This is a genomic window from Sphingomonas kyeonggiensis, assembly GCF_030812785.1.
GTDB classification, from domain to species: Bacteria; Pseudomonadota; Alphaproteobacteria; order Sphingomonadales; family Sphingomonadaceae; genus Sphingomonas; species Sphingomonas kyeonggiensis_B.
Genome location: NZ_JAUSTJ010000003.1, coordinates 864,754 through 885,747 on the forward strand (window position 1 = coordinate 864,754; position 20,994 = coordinate 885,747).

The following is a 20,994-nucleotide window of genomic DNA, read 5'->3' on the forward strand; positions in this document are numbered from 1 at the left end:
CTCAGCTCTCGAAGCGCGGGTCCAGCGTGAAACCCTCCAGCAGCGCATCCTCCAGCGCGACGGCGAGCTCGGCACGCCGGCCGGACGGCACGGCGAGGTTGTAGGCGCCGAGCTGGTCTCGGTTGGTCGCCCCCGTATCGATTATCCGCGGGTTCGCCGGATAGGGCTCGAGCCGCGCGAAATCGGGAAGCGGATAGGCGTTGTCGGGGAAGAAGACCGGCGGTGCGGTGCCGAACTGGAAGCTGGTCCCCGTCGCGCGCACCGGGCAGGTGAGGGCGCAATTCGGATCGGTGCAGGTGGTGCAGGCGGTGACGGTCGAGTCCGACGCGGTGGTGCAGCTGCAGTAATTGGTGTCGGGCGTGCCGAGCACGAGATGGCGCAGCAGGACGTTGCTGCCGCCCACGCCGCTGATTTTCCCGCAGCTCTTGCAGCGCGCCACCAACAGGCTGGGCGGTGCAGGTGCAGGTGCGGGCGTTGGGGTTGCTGTAGATGGGGGGGCGGGAGTGGGGGCGGACGCGGCGTCGAGCGCCGCCTCGGCGCCGGCTGCCCCGGCACCGGCGACGAGATAGCGCAGCTCGACGACGTAGCAATTCGAGAAGGTCATGCTGCCCGAGCAGTGGAGCGGGCCCGCAAACAGCGAGTCGACCGCGTCGCCGCCTGCGCCGATCTGGGCGGCGCCCATCAAGGTGGTGCGGGCGATATGGGCGGTGGCCAGGGGCAAGTAGAGCACCGGCCGGGTCATGTCGTCCGGCGGCACGTGCAGCGGGCTCAGCACGCAGCTTTCGAGGGTGACCGTGCCCTCCACCCGGCTGAAATCGAGCGGCGCGGCGATCGTCCGCTCCAGGGTGATCACCGCCTTGCCGTTGAAGGGCGGCGGTGGTGGTGGTGGAGGCGACGGCGCCGGTGCGGGCGTGGGCGTCGATGACGCGGCCGGAGTCGGGGCCGGTGTCGGCGAGGGGGAAGGCGCGGGCGGCGGTGGTGGTGGGGGTGGCGGAGGCGGCGGCGGGGCGGGCAGGATCGCGCTGCCGCTGGGCGGGAGCAGCGTCATGTCGAGCAGGTTGAGCTCGAGATTGCCGCCATTGAGCCAGATCGCGCCCTGGAACAGGATCCCCGACATGCCGAAGGTGCCCAGCGTGCCCGAGCTGGGGCCGGTCAGGGAGAAGGAGGTGGGATTCGAAACGTTGAGGAGCGCCTGGCTGCCGGCGGCCGAGACGACCCATAATTTGTCCCCCGGTGGCGGGGCGATCTTCTGGGCGTTGATGTAGCGGGTCGCGCTTGATTGCAGCACCAGCACCGTGAAGGGCTTGGGGTTGCTTTCCCACAGGCTCAGCTGGTTGACGATCCAGCCGGTGTTGCCGGCATCGTAAAGCGTCACGGCATTGGCCGGTACGGGAAGCGCGGGGCGCAGGCCGATCCCGCCGATCGCGCCGGGCATGGCGATACCATAGTCGACGCTGAGCGCGGCAGGCCCGCCCCAGGCTGAGGGCCAGCTGAAGAGCCCCTGCTCGGGATCGATCGTCGCGGCGGGGACCAGGCCCAGCTCCCAGGCGGGTGGGGTGGGTGCCATCGGCGTCTGCGTCGAGGCGGGGGCGACGATCACCACCCGGTCGCCGACGAGGGTAACGAAGCAGTTGGTGAGCTTGGCCGCGAACGCCGTCTCGGCCTCGGCGGGTGTGGTCACCGGGGTGGAGAAGGGCAGGTTGAGGTTGAGTACCTTCTTGGTCGGTGCGGTGAAGGTCATCACCGTGCCGGGCGCGGCGCCGTTGATCACGTCGAGCAGATGCTGGTCGAGCGGCAGGGTCGCTGCGGCGATGCCCGTTCGGGCGCTGCCGGTCAGCAGCAGCGGGTCCTGGCTGCCGGGCGCGGGCAGCAGCGACAGCGATGCGGTGGGCACCGTCGGCACGATCAGCAGCGCATTACCAAGCACGCCGCAGATCAGCGCGCGGACGTCGGCCTCGGTCACCTGGGTGCCGGGAGTGACGGTGCAGCTGGCGATCGCCTGCTGGAGCAGGGCGAGCAACTGGCTCATCGACGGGGCGGCGGGCACATCGATCGCCAGCACCGCATGCGCGTCGCCATAGTTCATGTTGAGTGTGGTCGTCTGCGCGGTGACCGATTGCAGATTTATCGCGCCGCCCTGGAGCAGCGGATAGTCCGGCGCGGGCGGCTGGACCGAGTCGGTGCCGAGCGGCATGGCGCGCACGCCATCGGCGCCGAGCGCGGTCCAGTCCGAGGTGCTAGTCTGCTTGTAGCGGATCACCAGCCCGCGCTCATTGCCATAGAGCATCGAGCTGCCGGGCCCGGTGCCGGGCGTCGTCCAGACGCGGTTGTACTGGGCGAGGTCGGCGGCGAGCATCGCAGTGGTGAGCTCCACCGGCAGCGCGGTGACCGGCGGCGCGGCGACCCATTCGAGCGGCGTGTTGGCGAGGTTGTAGAGCGGCTGGGTGAGGCCAAGCGGGTTGAAATGATAGAGGTGCGGGGTCGAGGCGCCGAGCGGCGTGACGCTGGTCATCGCGAAGCTGGGCAGGCGCCAGACGCGCAGCAGGCCGACGGACTCGCCGGAGGGATCGACGGGCGGGTCGTCCGGCTGGGCCGGCGCGGGCGCGGACGTAGTGTCGGCGGTCGGCTGTGGCTCGGCGTCGGCCAGCGGCCAGCTGGCGAAGGGCGTGGTCGTGTCGGGCGCGTAGAGCGAATACCAGCCGCTGCCGTCGCGCACGCGACGCGGGATGGCGGCGGCGATGCCCTTGCGCCGCCGGAAGCCGAGCGCATCGGCGACGAGCGCGCGGTGCTCGGGTCGGACCGGCTGCGCCACCTCGAGCCCGAGCTGCGCCGCGATATAGGGAATCAGCTGGAGCGGGCAGGTCTGGATGAACCAGGCGTCCTCGAGCTCGCGGATCGAATCGCCGATCTCCTCGCGGACATGGTCGAACACCTTGCACAGGGCGAGCAGCGGATAGCCCTGGGGAATGTCCGCCATCCGGAAGATCGGCGGCAACAGCTCGTAAAGCGGATCGGGCAGCGGCGTGCCGGGGGGCGTTTCGGTCATTGCGTCGGCTCCCCGGTGTCCGATTCGGTGAAGGTCACGGCGTCGGCGTCGGCGCTGACATAGAGGATCTGCGCGCCGGTAACCGGGGTAAGCTGGGCGCGCTTCGGTGCCAGCACCTGCTGGTGGTGGACGGGCGGACCGTCGCTCGACTGGGTCGGGGCCCAGAGATCGGTGATCCCGCTCGCCGTCACCCCGGCGATGCCATTGACGATGCGGGCGATCTCGCTGGCGCGGACCAGTTCGTCGAACGCCATTGCCGGCAGCGCATAGGCGGCGCGGATCGCATCGGTGATCGACTGCTGGATCGCATGGACGTCGGCGCCCTTGTCGGCGGTGAACCAGCCCGAGACCTTGAACGGCACCGGCTCGAAGGGGAGCAGGAAGATGTTCAGCCGGGTCGCCTGCGCGGCATCGACCGCGGCCTCGAGCGACTTGAAGGCGGGCGAGGTCATGTCGGGCACGCCGTTCTGCGGCGCGGCGAGGGTGAGCAGGAAGGCGTTGCGGCGTTCCTGGGCGACGGTGTCGTCGTCCACCACGACATCGAGCACCGCCGCGCCGACCTCGGGCCGGTTGAGCACGAAGCTGACCATGTCCTGCCGGTTGATGATCCGCCCGAGATCTGCGACGCCGATGGGGATCTGGTCGCGCAGCCCGCCGCGCAGCGGCGCGCCGATGCCGCCGCTCGCCGGCACCGGGTTTAGCACGCCCCTGACCCCGCCGACGCCCATCGGCGCGCGGGTGATGCTGCCGGCGGCGACATTGCCGTTGGTCCCCGCGCCGACCCGGTAGGTGGCCGTGATATTGTCGGTACCGGTCGGCGGGCGAAGGCCGTGCACGCCGTCGCCAAAGGTGACCTGGGCGCGGCCCTGGGCATCCTGAGTGAGCTGATAGGCGCGCGCGTCCGGCCCCATGCTGCCCAGCGCCTGCACGCACTGCCAGACCGCGCCGTTGACGGTGACGCTGAGCTGCGGCGCGATCGAGCCATCCGCATCCTCGAGCCAGGTCAGCGGCGCCTGCTTGAGCATGAACTGCTGGAAGGGCTTCTGGCCGTCGCCGCTGCCCAGCACCTCGTTGGGGACGGTGCTGCCCTGGGTCACCTCGACGACGTTGCCGTACACCGTCGTCGTAGTGCGGTCGTAGAGATAGCGCAGCGGCTGCTGCAGGGTCAGCGTCGTCGTATTGTCCTGCGACGACCGAGCGATCGCCTTGACCGTCACCGCCTCGCTCTGGACCGGGCGAGTGAACAGCGCGAGCTCGTCGGAGGTGACGTTGCCGATCGTCGTGCCGTTGCCCGACAGGTAGACGAAGTCCGACGGCGGTTCGCCCTTGGGATCGGTCTCCAGTGAGAGATTGCCGGTATCGGGCAGGTTGGCCCACCACCAGCTCTCGTCGCGCTGGGGAATCGGCGAATAGACCATCACCAGCGTGTCCTCGGGCAGCTTGGCGCCGCCGACGAGGGAGACGCCGCCCACCGTGCGCGCCAGCGGCGGATTGCCGGCGAGGAGCAGCGCCTGGCCGACGATGATCTGGTCGATCAGTCCGGTCAGGACGAGCGTGTCGTCGGTTATCGCCGGCTGGCCGATCGGCGTGTTGCCGGGCAGCGGCGCATCGTCGATCGGCGGGGCGAGATAGAGCCGGGCGCTCTGGGTGTAGACCAGCGCCTGACGGCGTGCGTCGGAGTCCGCAGGCGGCGGCGCCTCGACATAGAGCACGGCCGTGCAGGTGGAGCTGCCGTCCTCGCCGACCTGGCCTCCAAAGGCGTAGACGCCGTGCTCGGCGAGCGGGATCAGGTTCACGCCCTCGGTGAGCGACACCAGATTGGGATAGTCGGGCGAGGGTAGCGAGATCGGCAGCGGATAGGCGGGCTCGCCGCCGACCCCGCTCAGCGGCACGATCTCATAGGTCGAGTCGGTGTCGCCGCCCATCATCAGCACGCCTTCGTCGATGAGCACCGCGCCCTGCGAGCGGCGTGCGGCGGAGAGGCTGGGGCCGGCCCCGAAGGCGAAGCTGCTGGGATCGAAGACCACGGTGCCGGTGGTCGGCGCCATGGTCCAGTCGGTCGCGCCGCCGGCGAGCAGCACGCGGGCATCGGGCAGCAAGGTCGCCGAATGCATCGCGCGCGGCACCGGCATGGCGGCGATGGTGGCGAAGGCCTGGGCGGCGATGTTGAACACTGCCGCCTGGGCGGTCGGCCAGATCTCGATCTGCTCGAAATGCGCGACCGACTGGAAGGCGCTGAACCCGCCCGCGATCAGCACGTCGCCATTGGCGAGCAGCGTCGCCGAATGCAGCGCGAAGCCGTCGTTCAAGACCGTGGTGATCGCGGTGAAGGCCTGGGTGGCGGTGGCGAAGGTCTCGGCCGTGGCGAGCGAGGGGACGTAGATCGCCTCGACCCCCGGCGGGTCGTAGACGATCGGGGGAACCGCGAAGCCGCCGGCGAGCAGCACCGATCCGTCGGTCAACACCGTCGCGCTATGGCCGCAGCGCGGCGTGGTCATCTTGTTGCCGACCTTGCGGAAGGTGCGGCTCTTGGGATCATAGACTTCGGCGGTGTCGAGCACCGCATAGCCATTGTCGCCGATCCCGTAGCCGCCGGCATAGAGGACCGTGCCGTTGGCGAGCAGCGACAGGGTGGCGCCGATGCGCGGCGTGAGCGGCGCGCCCGCCGCGGTGGAGAGGCCCGTGCCGGGATCGAAGGTCCAGGCGAAGCCGCTCATGCTCGTCGTCGGCACGGGGAAGGGCTCGGGCCGGGTCGCGCCGACGATCAGGATCGTGCCGTCGGCGAGCAGGATGGTGCCTGTCGGCGCGAGGGTGAAGGGTGTGGTCAGCACCGGCCCGGGCAGCGTCTGCATCGTGCCGACATCGGCATCGAGCGCGACCACCGCGCCGGTATAGGTGGGCGGCGTGCTGGCGTCAGGCGACAGGGCGGTGAGGCCGCCGGCGAGCAGGAGATAATCCTGGGCCAATGCGGCAAAGGCGGGATAGCCCTGCTGGGTGGGCAGCGGCGCGCCGACGATGCCGGGGGCGAGCACTTCGGTGCCGTCGAAGGGAATACTGACCCCCGCGCTGACCGCGAAGGTCTCGACCGTGGCAAGCACCGTCGTGCCCGAGACGCCGCCGGCCACCGCGACCTTGTTGCCAGGGAGCAGCGCCGCGGCGTGGTTCGAGCGGGGGCCGGCCAGGGCCGGCGCGGGGATGAGCGTCGGCACGGCCGACGGGCCGCCGTCGACCGGGTTCTGATAGTCGGCAAATGCGCCGATCAGCCAGTCGTCGCCGACTGGTCCGGTAGCGGACTGACCGCCGGTGAGCAGGAAGCCCATATTGTTCGGCAGGGCCACTGCGACCTGGGCATAGCGGGCGCTGCCGGGGGTGCCATTTGCTGCTATTGCGTAGCATTTGCCGGTTGGCTGCCATGCGACCGTGTCGGTGACCTCGACATCGTTCCACACCGTGCCGACCGCCTTGCCGCTGTCCGGAAAGCCCGGCGGCGCGGCGCCGCCGTCATGGCCGCCGGCGAAGATCACCGTGCTGGCGACGGGCGGCGTCGCCGAGGTTCCGCCATCGGCCTGGCTCTTGACCACCGGGCAGAGCGTGGCGCTGTGGCCGGCGCGGGCGCGGGCTAGATTGATGCTGGTCTGCCACGCGGGCGCCGCGGGGTTGTAGACCATCACCGAGCTGGTCGCCTTGAGGTCGGCGAACAGCTCCTGGATCTTGTCGTAGGACTGGTTGGTGGCGAGCGTGAGGCCGCCGCTCAGCATGATCTGGTTGTTCGGAAGCAGGGTGGCGGCATGGCCGACGCGCGGCACTTCGAGCGGCGCATCCTGCACCAGGCTGAAGCGCATGGTCGAGGGATCGAAGACCATCACCGTTTCCGCCAGCGACCAGTCCTGCTTCACGCCGCCGGCGAGATAGACCTTGCCGTCGACCATCGTGGCGGTGTGCAGCGCGCGCGGCTCGGGCAGCTTGTCGATCTGGCTGACGAGCTGGCTGGTGGGATCGTAGATTTCGACGCTGTCGAGCACGCCCTGCACGCCGATGCCGCCGACGAGCAGCACGCGTCCGTCGCTGAGCGTGGTGGCGCTGTGCCCCATGCGCGAGGGGATCAGCGCGGATCCGGTCGGCAGGGTCGCCGGATCGGGCTCCAATACCACCTCGGTGACCTGGCCCGACATGTTGAATTCGGAGATGTTCTGGCGCGACACCGCTTCGATGATGCCCAGCGTCTTGTCCTCGGGCGTCTCGAGCAGGAACTGGCTGCCGGGGAGGACCTTCGGATAGACCGCCTGGAGATCGAGCTGGTTCAGGTCGATCGCATAGCCGGGCCATTCGGAATATTCGGAAGGGACCATGCCGGTCGGCGTGTTGGCGCGCTGGACCGCGGCGGACTGGGACGACCAGGAGGCGGCGTTATAGCCGAACAGCCGGCAGGTGAGATCGAAGGCGTAGAGCTCCAGCCCATTGGCTTCGTTGGGCGGCAGCGGATCGGTCGCGCCGCTGGCGCCCCATTGCTGGCCGATCGGCGCGCCGATCCCCACGGTGGTGGTCGACAGCGTGTGGTTCTCGCTGACCGAGAACACGGTCAGCCGCACCCATTGGATCGGGGCGGGCGTGACGCGCTTGTAGAGCAGGAAGTCGCCGACCTGGAGGCCGAGCCCGGTGCCGGCGAGCAGCAGCTCGGTCGCGTCGGCGGTGACCCAGGCCGGGCGCGTCTGCTGCGGAGTGAGCTGGTTGAGCGACGGGACGGCGGTGAGCGAGGTGGCGGTCTCGAACACCGGCGCGGAGGCGACCGCCGCTGCAGTGCTGGCACTGACGCTGGTCGGGGCGGTGGACGTGCTCTGGGCGGCCGACGATGACGTGGTGCTGCTGCTGCTGGCCGTGCTTCCGGTCGGGCTGCTGCCGGCGGCGGTGCTCGATCCGCGCGACGTGGGCGGGGTTGCCTGGATCGCCGCGCCCTGGGGCACCATCACCGGGTCGCCTGGCTGGGCGAAGACCGCGATCTCTGCCGTCGCGCCGATGAAGGTGCCGGGGCTCTCGCCCAGGCCGCGGCCGATCAGCGCGAGGCTGCGATATTCGATCGCCGTCGACAGATAGCCTTCGTTGAGCACCCGGTCCTGGTAGAAGGACAGCACGTCGGCGACCTCGGCAAAGGCATCGATCATCGCGAGCGTCGGATCGCTCGGCACGTTGCGGTTGAGGCGCGCCAGCGGATGGATGATGCCGCTGCCCTTGGTGTCCACCACCACGCGCGGGATCAGGTCGAACATCTCCTGCTTGAAGCGCATATAGTCGCCGAGTCCGGCCGAGATCTCGTCATCGGGGCCGTTGCTGCTCATTTCGACACCGCCACATAGAGGCGGACACTGCCCATCGTGGGATCGAGCCGGTCATTCTCGGCGCGGGCGCGCTGGGTGGCAGTGATGCGGATCAGGCCGGCGCGGATATTGTCCTCGGTGGTGTCGCCGCCGCTCACGGTGCGGAACACCACGCGCGGATCCATGTTCGGGTCGCTGACCACCAGCGAGACCGCGGGGTCCGCGTGCAGCAATTGCATGAGGTCGGAGAGCAGGACGGAGCGGCCGAGCGGCCAGGCGGTCGGGTGGAAATGGGCGGGACCGCCATCGGAGCGGGCGCCCGCACCGATCCGCTGGAGCAGCCGCTCGCGCGCCGCGGTGATGTTGGTGCCCTGGGTGCAATAGACGACCAGCGCCACGTCGACCGGTACGTCGGTGCCCTGCTCGATCACCGGCGGGGCGCCGAGCACGGCATAGTCCGCCAGCCGTGCCTTCGCGATCTTGTAGGTGGCATCCTGCGACGGCGGGTTGCCCAGCATCACCGTATCGACGGTTGCGATGCCGACGGTGCAGGGGGCATAGCCGTTGTTCAGATGCGCCTCGACCTCGGTGACCAGCGGATCGGTGCGGGCGATGCGGTCCCAGTCGGTCGGCTCGATGCCGCGCAGGTTGCTGCGGAAGCTGGTCGTCGCGAACAGGCGGACGCTCTCGTTCCGCTCCGGCTCGCCCGGCGAGGCGGGCAGGGGGTTGGTCACCCAGCCGATCAGCGGATTCGAGCCGACGATCTGGACCAGCGCATTGGCGCGTACCCGGCCGCTCTGCCCGTCGCCGACACGCATCGTAGCGGTGAACACCGTGCCGGGGGGCGGCGCTTCGCCGAGCGCGCCGTCGCCGAAGCGGAGGAACAAATGGCGCCGGTTACCGCCGATGCCGTCCTCGGGCGCCGCCGCGAAGGCGCGGCCTGCTGCCGGGGTGCTCATCAGGTCGGCCCGCGCGGTCCAGATATCGGCGACCTTGGCCATGCCGGGGCGGACCCCGGCCATGCGGACGCACAGGTTCGCCGCCGCCGGTTGGGGGGCGAGGCTCGCCTTGGCCGAGGGGACGAGCAGCGCCGATTCCGTGATATCCTGCGACCCGTCGAATGCCGCCGCGAAGCCGGGAGGAGGAGCGGCCGACACCGGGTCCTCCACTTCGATCATCGGGCGATAGGCGCGGCCGGCGGGCACGGTGTCCGGGACCGGCGTGGCCGCCTGGGTACGGCCGTGGTCGGCGAGTCCGACATTGCCGTAGAGCTGCACCATGCCGGGCTGGTTCTGCGCGGCGATGGTCATCGACCGGGTAAGCGCGTCCTCGGGGTGCCAGGTGATCACCGTGGCATAGGGCGTTTTTTTGGCGTTCTGGGGCGGCGGATTGTCCTGGTACAGCAGCTCGACCTTGAGCAGCCGCACCACCTGCGCACCGAAGGGCTGGGCGACGCCGGCGGGGGGAATCGTCTGGACGAAAGCGATCAGCTGGCCGGGGACGAGGCCGCTCTGGGGGGTGCTGAGCTGGGCCTGGATCGCCCCCTCCGGCAGCGTATAGGCCGCGGAGTGCGCGAGCGGAAAGCTGAGGTCGTTGCGCAGGATCGAGACCGGGATGTCGGTCATCGTCTCGAACACGGTGGTGCTGGCGGCGAGCTGCTGGCTGGCCGGCAGGTTCATCTTCACCACGCCGGGCTGCTGCGTCACCACCTGCAGCCCGCGCGGGATCACGCCATTGCCCTTGACCGTGAAGACCAGGGCGGTGCGCGCATTGCATCCGTCATTGACCGCATAGTCGCGCAGCCGGGCATGGCGGCGCAGCGAGAGGCGGTGGCGGGCGGTGGGGAGGTAGGATTCGGTTCCGGCAGCGTCCTGGCGGAAAGAGAGGTGATCGCCGGCATATGCGAGCGCTTCGATGATCGTCGTCATCGGATCGGCGGGATGATCGAGCGCCCAGGCGGAATCGTCGCGGACGATCTGCGCGACGCGCGAGCGCATCAGCGCAGTGAAGGCGGCATAGTCGCGGCCGAGATAGTTGATCGCGGCCTGGCCGGGCGGCGGCTGCACCGGCGTCTTCGGCGTGGCGATGTTCGCGCGCGATTCGGGCGCGAACCAGGTCGAGACGTCGCCGATGGTGAGCCGATAGGCCGGCGCATCGGCCGCGGGATCGGCGGGCGGCGGGACCGCCTGGATGTGGAGCAGGCCGGAATCCGCGTCGAGCGTGTGGATGTGCACGACCTCGGCCGGCGTGCCGAACAGGTCCGCGATCGAGACGGTCAGGAGATCGAGCGCCGGTATCGGTGCGGTGACGGCGGCGGCGATCGGCGGCGGTGTGGGGGACGCGGCCTCGTCGGCCCCGGCATCGGGGACGACGTCCATGGCGATGTCCGGCAGCGCGGGAGGCGCGGGGGGCGCCAACGCCTGGGGCACCTGCACGACCAGCTGGAGCGAGCCCGCGCTCTGCACCGAATGGACGACGGTGGGCCTGGTATCGTCCGCCATGGCTCAGGCGCCCGAGATCGAGACGCTGGGGCTGCCGCTGCTGCCCTGCGGGTTCAGGCTGTGGCCGGGCAACGGCACGGTGACCGAGGTGGCTGCGGCCGTCTGGCTGTGCGTGACGAAATAGGTGAGATCGACGGTCACCGACTCCCGGCCCATCGTCACGGTGAGCGTGTTGATCGAGATCGCGTCGCCGAGGAACTGGAGCAGCTTGCTGCGCACCAGCGTCTCCGCCGCGCTCGCCAGTGCCGCATCCATCCCGCCGAAGACGAGCTGCTTGAGCCCGCCGCCGAAATCGGGGCGATTGACCCGCTCGCCCGGATTGGTCTCCAGCACGAGCAGGATCAGGTTCTGCACATAGACCGAGAGATCGGTCGTGGCGGTCTGGCCCGATCCGTCGATCTGATAGGGGAAGCTCAGATAGCCGGTCACCGTACGGCCTCCCGGACGCGCGCTCGGGCCGCTACAGCACCGTCAGGCCGCCCTCGTTGATCGTCACCTCGGGCTCGACGCCGTTCACCATCGCCGAGCCGTGGGCGATGGTGAAGCCCTCCATCGTCACCGCCAGCGTACCCGGCTCGGCGAGGATGTTGACCCCGGATTCGTTCATCGTGATGCGGATCTCGGCGAGGCTGATCACCACCCCCGTGCTCGATCCGCTGACCACCACCGGCACCGCCACGGCGGGATCGGTCACCGTCAGGGTGAAGCCGCCTTCGCCCGGCAGGTCGTTGAACAGCAGCTTGCCCGAGCTGGTCTGGATCATCCGCATCGTCGGCAGCTCGGCCTCGATCGGGCGCTCGCCCTCGCGCCAGAAGCAGCCCGACCAGATCGGATAGTCCGGGTCGCCGCCCTCGAATTCCACCCACAGCGCCGCGCCGACCGGGGGCATCATGTAGAAGCCCACCTGCATCCCGGCATAGGGGACGCAGGGCATCGCCCAGGCGCTCACCACCTCGCCCAGCACCATCGGCACCATCACCTGCAGCCGGCCGAGCATCAGCGGATCCTCGTTGTCCACGACGATCCCGCGATACTTGCCCCAGAACTGCTTCATCCATGCCTCCCCGGCTGCGCCCCGTGCTCATGGCACCACCACCGGAAGCAGTGGGTCGGTGCCGTCGCGCTCAAGCTTGAACGCCTGCTTGTACTCGTTCCGCTTGAGCTTGTGATGTACTTCCGAGACGCTCCAGTTGCCATCGAAGGTCGTGCCCGCACCGCGCACGCCGACCAGCCCGCCGGCACGCAGGATCGAGCCATATTTCTCGACATTGAGCACGCCCTCCGCCTTGGCGACGGCGGTGGAGGACTTGTTCACCCGGCCTTGGGCGAAGCCCATCGCGCGGATCTCGTCAAAGCCGTCCGACCCGGTCGGCAGCTTCATGCCGAGCAGCGAGGAGATCGGGAACGGGCTCTTGAGCGCCAGCGGCGGGAGCAGCGTGGGTTCCAGCGCCATCACCGGCAGCGCGGGCGTCGCCTCGAGCGGGCCGGGGATCAGCCCGGAGACCTGGAAGGCGGCGCGCCCGTCCTGGGTGAAGGTCATCTGATCGACATTGTTGAAGGTGTTGTTGCCGATGGTGAGCGCGGGCGCCGGAATGCCGACACGCTTGGGCGGTCCCCAATAGGCGGTGTTGGTCAGCGGCACCGCGCCCGGGCGCAGCGTGAAGACATAGCCGTAGCGGTTCGCCAGGTCGTAGAGATATTCGAGATCGGTTCCGTGCTGGATCGGGGTGCGCTGGACGATCGTCGGGAAATCGGACTCCACCGGCGGGATCGTCTCCGGCACGATCGCGAAGCGCTCATACTCGGCGAGGATCTCGAGCACGATCATCTCGTCGTCCATGTCGGGATAGCCGCGGATCTTCTCGGTCAGGTCCATCGCGACGCTGAGGTCCGCGCCGCTGATCACGATGCGACTCTGGCTGGGGTCCCTGGCCGGATCGAGCCAGATGTCGGTGATCAGCCCGTCGATCAGGACCGTTGGCAGCGCTGCCTGCATCGCCATGATCAGCACGCGGTTGCCCGGCGAGAACCGTCCGTCGGACAGCACCGAGACCTGCGTGCCGCTGCCATTGTCGGTGCGCTGTGCCCCGAAGCTGAGGCGGAATGCGGCCTGGCCGTCGGCGACCTCGGTCACCTCCGCGTCGATCAGCAGATCGGCCATGGCGGGGCCGATCGGGGTCGGCACTTCCTGATTGCCCGCCATCACCGCGAGCTGGATGCCGACGGGGAAGCTCATGCGCTTTCCTCGAGATCGTCGGTCTGGTCGGTCGGCGCGGCGGCGGTGCCGCGGCGCGAGGCCTGGGGCTGGTCGAACGGATCGCCGCTCTGGCCGACCAGTGCGGGCACGATGATCTTGCGACCGGGCGCCGCGCAGAGCATCGCTGGATCGCTCACATTGTTCGCCTCGAGCAGCATCCAGTAGAGCATCGGATCGCCGAGCAGCCGGGCCGAGACGTTGTCGAGCCGGTCGCCGGCCTGGATCGTGTAGGTAGTTTGCCGGTTGAAGCTGCTCGCCAGCGGAAGGAGCGTGCGCGCCAGATAGGGCACCGCGTCCTTGGCATCGGCCAGGCTCGGCTGGCCCGATGTGGGAGTGGGTGACGGCGTGGGGGCGCTCGCGGCTGGGACGTGGCGGGTACGGGTGCGCACCAGCTTGCCCGGCGCGGCCTGATCGATCTGCAGCGGATAGCGGGTGAGCCGGCGCCCGATCATGCGGACAGGGCTCCCGAGATGATGCTCGCGCCGCTCTGCACCGTGCCCAGCGCCGACATCAGCTCACGCTCGGCGAGATTGGCGAGATAGAGGTAGAAGCCGGTCTGGCTGGGCGAGAAATCCTGATAGGTCAGCACCTTCATGTCCATCGTCACATTGGCGTCGATCGGATTGAGGCGCGTGTCGTGCATCGTCTCGGTGACGCTGTAGCTGGTGATCTGGACGGGCAGCACGCGCTGCGGGCCCCAGACGAACACGGTGAGCGGCGATTCCGGCGGCACGATCTCGAGCATGCCGAGCGCCATCTGGGCGAGACCCTGAACGATCGAGCTGGTCGTCGGGAACAGCATCATCTCCAGCGTGGCGAGCTGGGGGTGGATGCCGAACATCATCGCCGTCGCATCGTTGCTCTCCAGCTGATCGACCGCGCTGATCCGCGCAGTCATCTGGATCGTCTCCTTGGCCGGGCCGGCGAGCAGATTGGTGCCGGTGGGCGTGTCGCCGGTCTTCTCGAAATCGGGGGCGAGCTGGCGGGTGAGCTCGGCGGGGTTGTATTGCAGCACGATCAGCCGGGGCACGGGGATGGTGCCGCCCATGCTGATCAGCCCGGCCTTCAGGACATGGGGACTGTTGGGATAGGGCGTCATTGCGTGCCTCCACCCGCCCGTAGCTTCGCCTGGATCGCCTCGGCGATGGTGCGGCGGACATGATCGCGCTGGGCGGCGTCGAGCCCGGCGAGCCGGTTGCGGATGCGCGGATCGCGGGCGATCGCGGCGTCCACCGCGGCGGCGAGATTGGCGGGCAGGCGGTTCATGCCGGCCAGTCCGCAAGCTCGCCGGCAGGGACGCGCCGGCGCTGCTTGGCATATTCGCTTTCGAGCGCGCGGGCGATGTGGCGCATCGATATGTCGCTCTCCTCCTCCGATGCCAGCATCGCGGCGTTGATCGAGACGACGCGGATCTGGCCGCCGGTGAGCGTCAGGCGTGCCAGCCGGTCCCAGTCGAGGGCGGATGCCGGCGCTGCGGCGGGGAAGGCGCCGCGCCAGATGCGCTGGCGCTCCTCGACCGAGGGGAATTCGAAGTGCAGGCTGAAGGCGAAGCGGCGGGCGAAGGCGTCGTCGATCGCATTGGCCAGGTTGGTGGTGAGGACGGCGATGCCGCGGAACGCCTCGATCCGCTGAAGCAGATAGCCGACCTCGAGATTGGCATAATGGTCGTGCGAATCCCGCACCTCGGTGCGCCGGCCGAACAGCACGTCTGCTTCGTCGAACAGCAGGATCGCGTCGGTCATGTCGGCGGCGTCGAACAGCGCGGCGAGGCGCTTCTCGGTCTCGCCGATATATTTGTCGACGATCCGCGACAGATCGACGCGGAACAGGTCGAGCGACAGGGTGTGGGCGAGCGCTTCCGCCGCCATCGTCTTGCCGGTGCCGCTGGGGCCGGCGAACAGCACGCTCATCCCCTGCGCGCCGCCGCCGGCGCCGGCAAAGCCCCATTCTTCCATCACCTTGGCACGGTTACGCTGGCGGGCGACGATCTGGCCGAGCACGGCGCGGGCATTCTCGGGGAGGACAAGATTGTCCATCGTCATCCGCACCGGCACCGGATCGGCGAGGCCGCTCATCGCATCGCGTACCTGATCGCGCAGCAGCGGCAGCATCTCGGCGAGGATCGCCTCCTGTGGGGCGGGGGCGGCGGTCTCCTCGGCCTTGGCGCGGGCGACTGCGGCGCAGCTCTCCAGCGTCGGCAGCGGCAGGCGGAAGCGCGCGGCGACGTCGCGCAGCTGCGGCGTGGCGTCCTGGCCCAGGCCGGTGGCGAGATGGTCGGCGACTTCCCCGGGATCGGGCCGGGGCAGCGATACGCGGATCACCGCGCCGGGCGCGCGATCGGCGATCGACTGGCCGGCCGCGCCGATCAGGAACAGCGGCCCGCTGCCCTCGCCGATCAGCCGCGAGATCGCGCTGAGCTGGAACTCGCCGGGCGGCTCCTCGAACGAGACGAGCAGCGCGCCGCGCAGCGCGAGCCGGTCGCGCTGCCAGAGGCGGAAGAAGCCGTCGCGCTCGGCCTCGGCGGTCAGGCGGGCGAGGGGGAGGTGGAAGGGCAGGAAGCCGAGCGCCAGGGCGGCGCCTGCCGCGACGCCGAGCGCCCGCCGGCCGGGCTCGGCGGCGAGGTGGAGCGTGGCGTCGGTGCCCGAGGCATGGACCGTCCGCGCCAGCCGGCGGGCCAGCGCGGCATCGGCGGGCAGCTGCGGCGCCAGGTCGAGCGGGCGGACGATGTCGGCCAGCGCGTCGTCGAGCACCGGCTGGCCGACGAGGAAGGACAGCACCGCATCGGGCATGGCGAAGCGCAGCTGGAGCCGGCTGCCGGGCTGGCTGCGCTCGACGGCGATCAGGTTCCAGTAGCGCAGCGGCGCGGAGGGGGCGAATGCCGCCTGGGACGCGCCTTCGAGATCGGCGAACACCGCGAGCGCGAGCAGCGAGGTGGGATAGGTGACCGTGGGATCGCCCTGGGCGAGGGCGCAGAGATTGGCCATGTCCGGCGAGATCTCGAACCCGGCGGCGAGCGCGACCACCGCCAGCTCGAAGGGGGTGAGCGAGAACCAGCCGGCCAGCGCGTCGAGCGCCGATCCTTCCGCCGGGGTGCCGAGGCCGGTCGGGTGCGGCGCCGGCTGCTCGTAGCGCAGGGCGGTGCGCGAGCGCGACCGGGCATAGTCCTCGAGCATCCGCTCGACCGCGGTGACGGCCTCCTGGAGGCGGGAGACGTGGAGCGTGGGGTCGGCCATCAGCTCGCCTTCACCGTGACGAGGGGGCCGGTATAGAGGCCGTCCTTCCAGTCGAGCAGACTGGCGACGCCGTCGATCTCGATGCTGACCAGATAGTCGCCCGCCGCCACCCCGGTTAGCGGCGCGGCCAGCGCGGTGCCGGGCGTAGTGCGCGGCAGGCAGGGGAGCTTGTACGAGGTCGCCTTGGCGCCCCGGGCGAAGAGCAGGGCAACGGCGCTCGCCTGGGCGGGCACCGGCAGCGCCATGGCGAGATCGAGCTGCTTGCCGTCCGTGCTGACCGCCGGGGGGGTGGCGAAGCCGGGGACGATGTTGGTGGCGAAGGCGGGCGATTCCGCGGTGATGCTCTTGTCCGGCCCGAGCTTGACCAGCTTGACGGTGAGGCTCCCGGTGGCGAGCGGCGCGGTCTGGGCGCTGGTCAGCGGCACGAGCAAGGCGGCATAGCCCTGCGCGTCGAAGCCCCGGGTTACGTCGGTCGCCGCTATGCCGTTGAGCAGCACCGACAGGCCCGGCTGGGCGGGATCGGGGATGCGCACGGCCAGCGTGCCGCCGCCGGTGAGCGGCAGGTCGGGATCGGCGGCATTGACGACATCGGTGATCACGATCGCGCGCGAGGGCAAGGCGCGCAGCCCGATGCGGCGCACCGGCAGCACCGGCTCGACCTGGAGCTTGTACTCGATCGCGATCGGCGTGGCGGTGTAGAGCTGGGTGAGCTGATAGGGGACGTTGACGAACTCGGACCAGAGCCGGGCCATCGCGTCCGGTGCCATGTTGAGCGGGGTGACGACGATCTCCTCGCGCGGCAGCTCCTGGTCGCCGCTGCCGGCCAGCCAGGGGGTGGTCGCCACCGCCGAGCGCAGCATGTCGCGCGGGACATAAGGCTCGGCGTTGAGGCCGCCGGCGACCAGCCCGAGCAGGCGCTGGGGATCGAGCCGGCTGTCGTCGCCGAAGAAGGTGATCATGTAGTCGAGGTCGAGCTTGAGCACCGGCGAGTTCCTCGCCTGGCCGAGCGGGCCGCGGGTCGGCAGGTCGTTGTTCGAGACGAAGCCGTTGCGGGTGGTGCGGAACAGATAGAGGTTCACGAACGGATCGCCGGTGCGCAGCGCGTCCGAGCCGGGGTTGAGCGTGGTCACGCGCGCGCCGGGCACGGCGTCGCCGATGAACATGTGCAGCCGGTCGGCGATCGCGACGGTGCAGGCGGCGATCGAGAAGCTCGAATTCATGCGTCCGGCCCTCCGCGCGGCTTGGCCTTGAGCGGCGGCGGTTGCGGACGGGACGGCGGCGTGCGCGGACGCGGCAGGTCGATCTGGATGCGGCCGATATCGATGCGGATGTCGCCGGAGGGCGGGGCGGCGCGCTTGGGCTCGGGGGCGGGGGTGCGGGCGGGGGTGATCTCGGCCGCCACCGGGCGGGGGGTGGAAGCTAGGGGCTGGGCGGGCGTCGTGCGAGTTGGTGCGGGGTCGGCCGAGGTGGCGGCGCTGTGCCGCGCCGTGCGGGTTTCGGGCGAGCGGGTTGCGGGCGTGCGGACGGCGGTGGCGCGAGGCTGGATCGCTGGCTCGCCGCTCCTGACAGGGGACGGATCTGCGGGCTGCGCCGGTGCTTCCAGCGGCGTGGTGTCGAGGCGCGCGCGGGCCGCCGTGGCAACGGAAACGGGCAGCGTCGGGGATGACGCCGGAGCTGGAGCAGCGGGTGCGGGCTGTATAGAGGCTGTGGGCGAAGCAATCGGCGAGGGCTGGAGGGAGGCGCCGGCTGGCGGGGCGGTTTCGGGCCGCGCCGCTGGCTGCGTAGGCCGGGCCGGCGATGCCTGTCCTCGGGCTTCGATCGGTGCCGCGGCCATCGGTGAGGCTACTACCGGTGACGCTGCCATAGGGGCTGTCCGGGCCTGGGCGGTGAGACCGGGCCTCTCAATCGCGCGGCGCTGCGTGACCGGTGCGGGTGCCGCTGCTGCTGCTGCTTCGGGGGCGCCGGCGATGCCGATCTCCCGGGACCTTAGGGGCGGCTGCGCGGTCTCCGGAGCTGTGGCGCGGGTGGCTGCTGGCGTCTCGGCCGTCCGGACGACGGCTTCGGTTCTGGGGGAGGCGAGAGGAGGCCGCGCCGCCAGGGAGGAGACGGCATGCCGCTCGGTTTCGCTCCGGCTGGCAAGGGTTTCTGCTCCGGCAGCCTCGTGGGCGGGCGCGCGGGCCGGCTGTTGCGCGACTTCTCCTCGCGCTGGGGGCAGCGAGGTCCGGTCGGGCTCGGTTGTCGGGGCGGGTTCCGCCTGGCTTTCGATCCCTGTTGGCGGGATCATGGCTTCCAGTCCTCGCTCGCGACGGTGCGGCCTTGCAGGAAGCGGCTGCGGTGGGGAGGAATCGAGCAAAGCCGACACCGGCGGCGGCACCGGGGCTGCCGCCTCGATGCTCGGCTGCGTCTCCGGCACCCGGTTGGCGGGTAGGGCGACTGGCGCTTCGGGCGCGTGGGACGATGCGGAGGCGGGGGGTTGAACCGCGAGCGGCGAGGCCGTTGTGGCGCGCACCGCCTTTGGCCCAGCCATGCGGCCTGCAAGGGAAGCCGCCGCGCGGGCTTCTGCTGCCGGGCCCGTCGCCGAGATTGCCTTGCGTTGCACGACGGGAGTGCCGGTGGTTCCGGGCGAGGCGCCTGCGACGGGGGCTGGCGCTGGGCTGATCGGAGCTTGTGGGCCCGTGCGCGGCCCTACTTCGGCTGGGCGTGGAGCGGGGGCAGGAGGAAGTGTGGACGCCGTGCCGTTCTCGCTGTTGCTGGAGGGCAGGTCGCTGACAGGGGCGGTGGCCAATGTCTGCTGGTGGGGCGCCTCTGCCGGGGCGGGGACCGGGTCGAGCTGTGCGGCATCGCCTGCACGTCCGCGTGGCCGATTTTCTCGTGCTTCGTTCCGCCGCCGCGAAGGGCGGAGTGTGGGCGCCGAGGTGCTGTCGATCGACGTCTGGCCGGCCGAAGGGTGGATGGCCGACATCTGCTCCACCGGTGCCGGCTCGCGCTGGGCGACTGGTTCCATGCGCGCGGGAGCGACTGCCGCTGGCTCTGCTGCTGCAGCTGGTTTCGGACCGGGTGCTTGGGAGGGAACCGGTGCGGACGGACGCGGCGCCGCCACGGCATCTCTCGCCACGACGTCGGATGCCTCCGGCGGGGTACCCGGATCGGCCGACCCTGCTTCGTCCCGAGGGACCGCCCCGGCAGCCGGCGGCGACCGGTGCGCCTCCGGCCGGGCGAGCGCCTCCGCCAGCGGATCGCCGGCATGGGCGGGAAGTGTGGCAGGGCTGGTGACCAGCTCCTCGCCCGGCCAGGCTTCCTGATAGTCCGCGACCGGCGCGAAGCGGTAGCCGATGCGGCGGCCGAGCACGACCGGGCTCTCCTGCGCACGCGCCGCAAGCCGGGCGAGCATGTCGCTCATTGCTGGAGCCGCGCGAGATAGGCACGGCGCCGTTCCTGGCCGAGCGCGAGGATCGCGTCCTCGCTCCAGTGATAGGCCTGGGCCAGCAGGTGGATCTCGTCGAGCAGCGCGTCCGCCGCGCCCTCGATCTCGCCGGCCAGCACGCCGGCGATGTCGACCGGCGCGTCCCATTCGAGTTCGCATTCGGGGCAATGGAGCGCGACGAACGGGTCGCCCGCCGGATCGATCTCGGCCATCGCCGCCGCGACGGCCTCGATCTCCGCTTCCTCGAGCCAGGGCGGCACTTCGGCGCCGGCCAGCGGCACCAGGCAGCGGCGGGCGAGTTCGGCGCGCGCCTCCTCCATATCGGGGATCCAGCCGATCGCGGTGAGGTCGGCGCTGTCCGCGGGGCGCACCGCGAAACGCTCGCCGTCGATCGCGATCTCCTGCAGCCGGGCCGGTGCCTCAGCCTGGATCGCCAGCAGCGCGTCGGACGTCGTCTCCACGTCGAGCCGTGCCTCGCAGCGCGGGCATTTCGCGCTGAGCTCGATCCGCTCGCCGAACATCGTCCGGCGCAACGCGACGATCGCTGCGTCGCGCGCGCCGATGGGCAGGGTGGCGCAGTCGCCGAAGGACTGGCCCGGCATGCCGAGCGCCGCCAGATACACGCCCTTCTCGGCTGCCGAACGACCCCGGCAGGCCGAGGCGGCGTCCAGCAGCTCTCCGGCGGTCAGCGGATGCAGCGCCATGATCAATAGCTGGGCGGCGGCGGGACCTTGACGCTGGCATCACGCTCCCAGCCCTCGTTCTGCAGAACGAGCGTCTGGATCGCCACGGCGTTCGAGCTCGAATCGAGCTCGGGCATCGCGGTGTATTCAGAGGGCCAGCAATTGTAGATGTTGTACGCGTACACAAGCTGCCCCGCAGCGTTGTAGAATTCGAGCGTGATGTTGCGGCGGAAATTGGCGAGCGAGCTCTCCATCCCCTGACCGGCGCGATAGTTCCACACCTGGCTCACCCAGGTCTCGAACTCCAGATCCTGGGTCATCCCGCGCTCGAGCGTGATCGGTTCGAACTTGGTTTGGCCGGGGAGGATACGGTTCGTGCTCGGGTCGCCGCCCTCGCGGAAGGGAGTCGCCTCGGTACTGCGCTTCAACGCGCTGCACTTGCTCAGGCCGGCGACATACTTGCCCTGCCATTTGATACGGAACTTGAAGTTGAGATACGGGTCGGGCGACTGGCTTGTCGACGAGACGCTGGGCATGG

Annotated in this window: 14 protein-coding genes; all 14 read right to left on the bottom strand. The window is 70.3% G+C overall.

From position 1 onward, the window contains the following. Position 1: 1 nt before the first annotated feature. Positions 2-3,046, bottom strand: a complete 3,045-nt coding sequence (locus tag J2W22_RS21535; protein WP_307120327.1) for a phage tail protein — start codon at positions 3,044-3,046, stop codon at positions 2-4. Further along, positions 3,043-8,379 (bottom strand): kelch repeat-containing protein, encoded by a 5,337-nt coding sequence (locus J2W22_RS21540; RefSeq protein ID WP_307120328.1) that lies wholly within the window; start codon positions 8,377-8,379, stop codon positions 3,043-3,045. The genes J2W22_RS21535 and J2W22_RS21540 overlap by 4 nt, the downstream gene beginning before the upstream one ends. Next, positions 8,376-10,859, bottom strand: coding sequence for a hypothetical protein (locus tag J2W22_RS21545; protein ID WP_307120329.1), 2,484 nt, complete (start codon positions 10,857-10,859; stop codon positions 8,376-8,378). Before J2W22_RS21545 ends, J2W22_RS21540 begins: the two co-directional genes overlap by 4 nt. 3 nt (positions 10,860-10,862) lie before the next feature. Continuing rightward, positions 10,863-11,288 (bottom strand): GPW/gp25 family protein, encoded by a 426-nt coding sequence (locus tag J2W22_RS21550; RefSeq protein WP_307120330.1) that lies wholly within the window; start codon positions 11,286-11,288, stop codon positions 10,863-10,865. A 31-nt stretch (positions 11,289-11,319) separates the two neighbouring features. After that, entirely contained in the window at positions 11,320-11,913 is a 594-nt protein-coding gene (locus tag J2W22_RS21555) for a phage baseplate assembly protein V (protein ID WP_307120331.1), read from the bottom strand. Positions 11,914-11,940: 27 nt separating this feature from the next. Continuing rightward, positions 11,941-13,095, bottom strand: coding sequence for a phage late control D family protein (locus J2W22_RS21560; protein WP_307120332.1), 1,155 nt, complete (start codon positions 13,093-13,095; stop codon positions 11,941-11,943). Then, the gene (locus J2W22_RS21565) at positions 13,092-13,568 is read right to left on the bottom strand and encodes a hypothetical protein (RefSeq protein ID WP_307120333.1); all 477 of its coding nucleotides are present in this window, start codon (positions 13,566-13,568) and stop codon (positions 13,092-13,094) included. Before J2W22_RS21565 ends, J2W22_RS21560 begins: the two co-directional genes overlap by 4 nt. Then, on the bottom strand, positions 13,565-14,215 hold the full coding sequence (locus J2W22_RS21570; RefSeq protein WP_307120334.1) for a hypothetical protein: 651 nt from the start codon (positions 14,213-14,215) through the stop codon (positions 13,565-13,567). Before J2W22_RS21570 ends, J2W22_RS21565 begins: the two co-directional genes overlap by 4 nt. Beyond that, positions 14,212-14,382: a hypothetical protein gene (locus J2W22_RS21575; RefSeq protein ID WP_307120335.1), complete on the bottom strand. Its 171-nt coding sequence runs from the start codon at positions 14,380-14,382 to the stop codon at positions 14,212-14,214. The genes J2W22_RS21570 and J2W22_RS21575 overlap by 4 nt, the downstream gene beginning before the upstream one ends. Then, entirely contained in the window at positions 14,379-16,349 is a 1,971-nt protein-coding gene (locus J2W22_RS21580; RefSeq protein ID WP_307120336.1) for an ATP-binding protein, read from the bottom strand. Before J2W22_RS21580 ends, J2W22_RS21575 begins: the two co-directional genes overlap by 4 nt. Beyond that, positions 16,349-17,569 carry a Pvc16 family protein gene (locus J2W22_RS21585; RefSeq protein WP_307120337.1) on the bottom strand — a complete coding sequence of 407 codons (1,221 nt, stop codon included), beginning with the start codon at positions 17,567-17,569 and terminating at the stop codon, positions 16,349-16,351. The genes J2W22_RS21580 and J2W22_RS21585 overlap by 1 nt, the downstream gene beginning before the upstream one ends. Beyond that, the gene (locus tag J2W22_RS21590) at positions 17,566-17,751 is read right to left on the bottom strand and encodes a hypothetical protein (protein ID WP_307120338.1); all 186 of its coding nucleotides are present in this window, start codon (positions 17,749-17,751) and stop codon (positions 17,566-17,568) included. The genes J2W22_RS21585 and J2W22_RS21590 overlap by 4 nt, the downstream gene beginning before the upstream one ends. A 1,994-nt stretch (positions 17,752-19,745) precedes the next feature. Continuing rightward, positions 19,746-20,477, bottom strand: coding sequence for a hypothetical protein (locus J2W22_RS21595; RefSeq protein ID WP_307120339.1), 732 nt, complete (start codon positions 20,475-20,477; stop codon positions 19,746-19,748). 2 nt (positions 20,478-20,479) lie between these two features. Then, positions 20,480-20,992, bottom strand: a complete 513-nt coding sequence (locus J2W22_RS21600) for a phage tail protein (protein WP_086130278.1) — start codon at positions 20,990-20,992, stop codon at positions 20,480-20,482. Between the last annotated feature and the right edge of the window lie 2 nt (positions 20,993-20,994).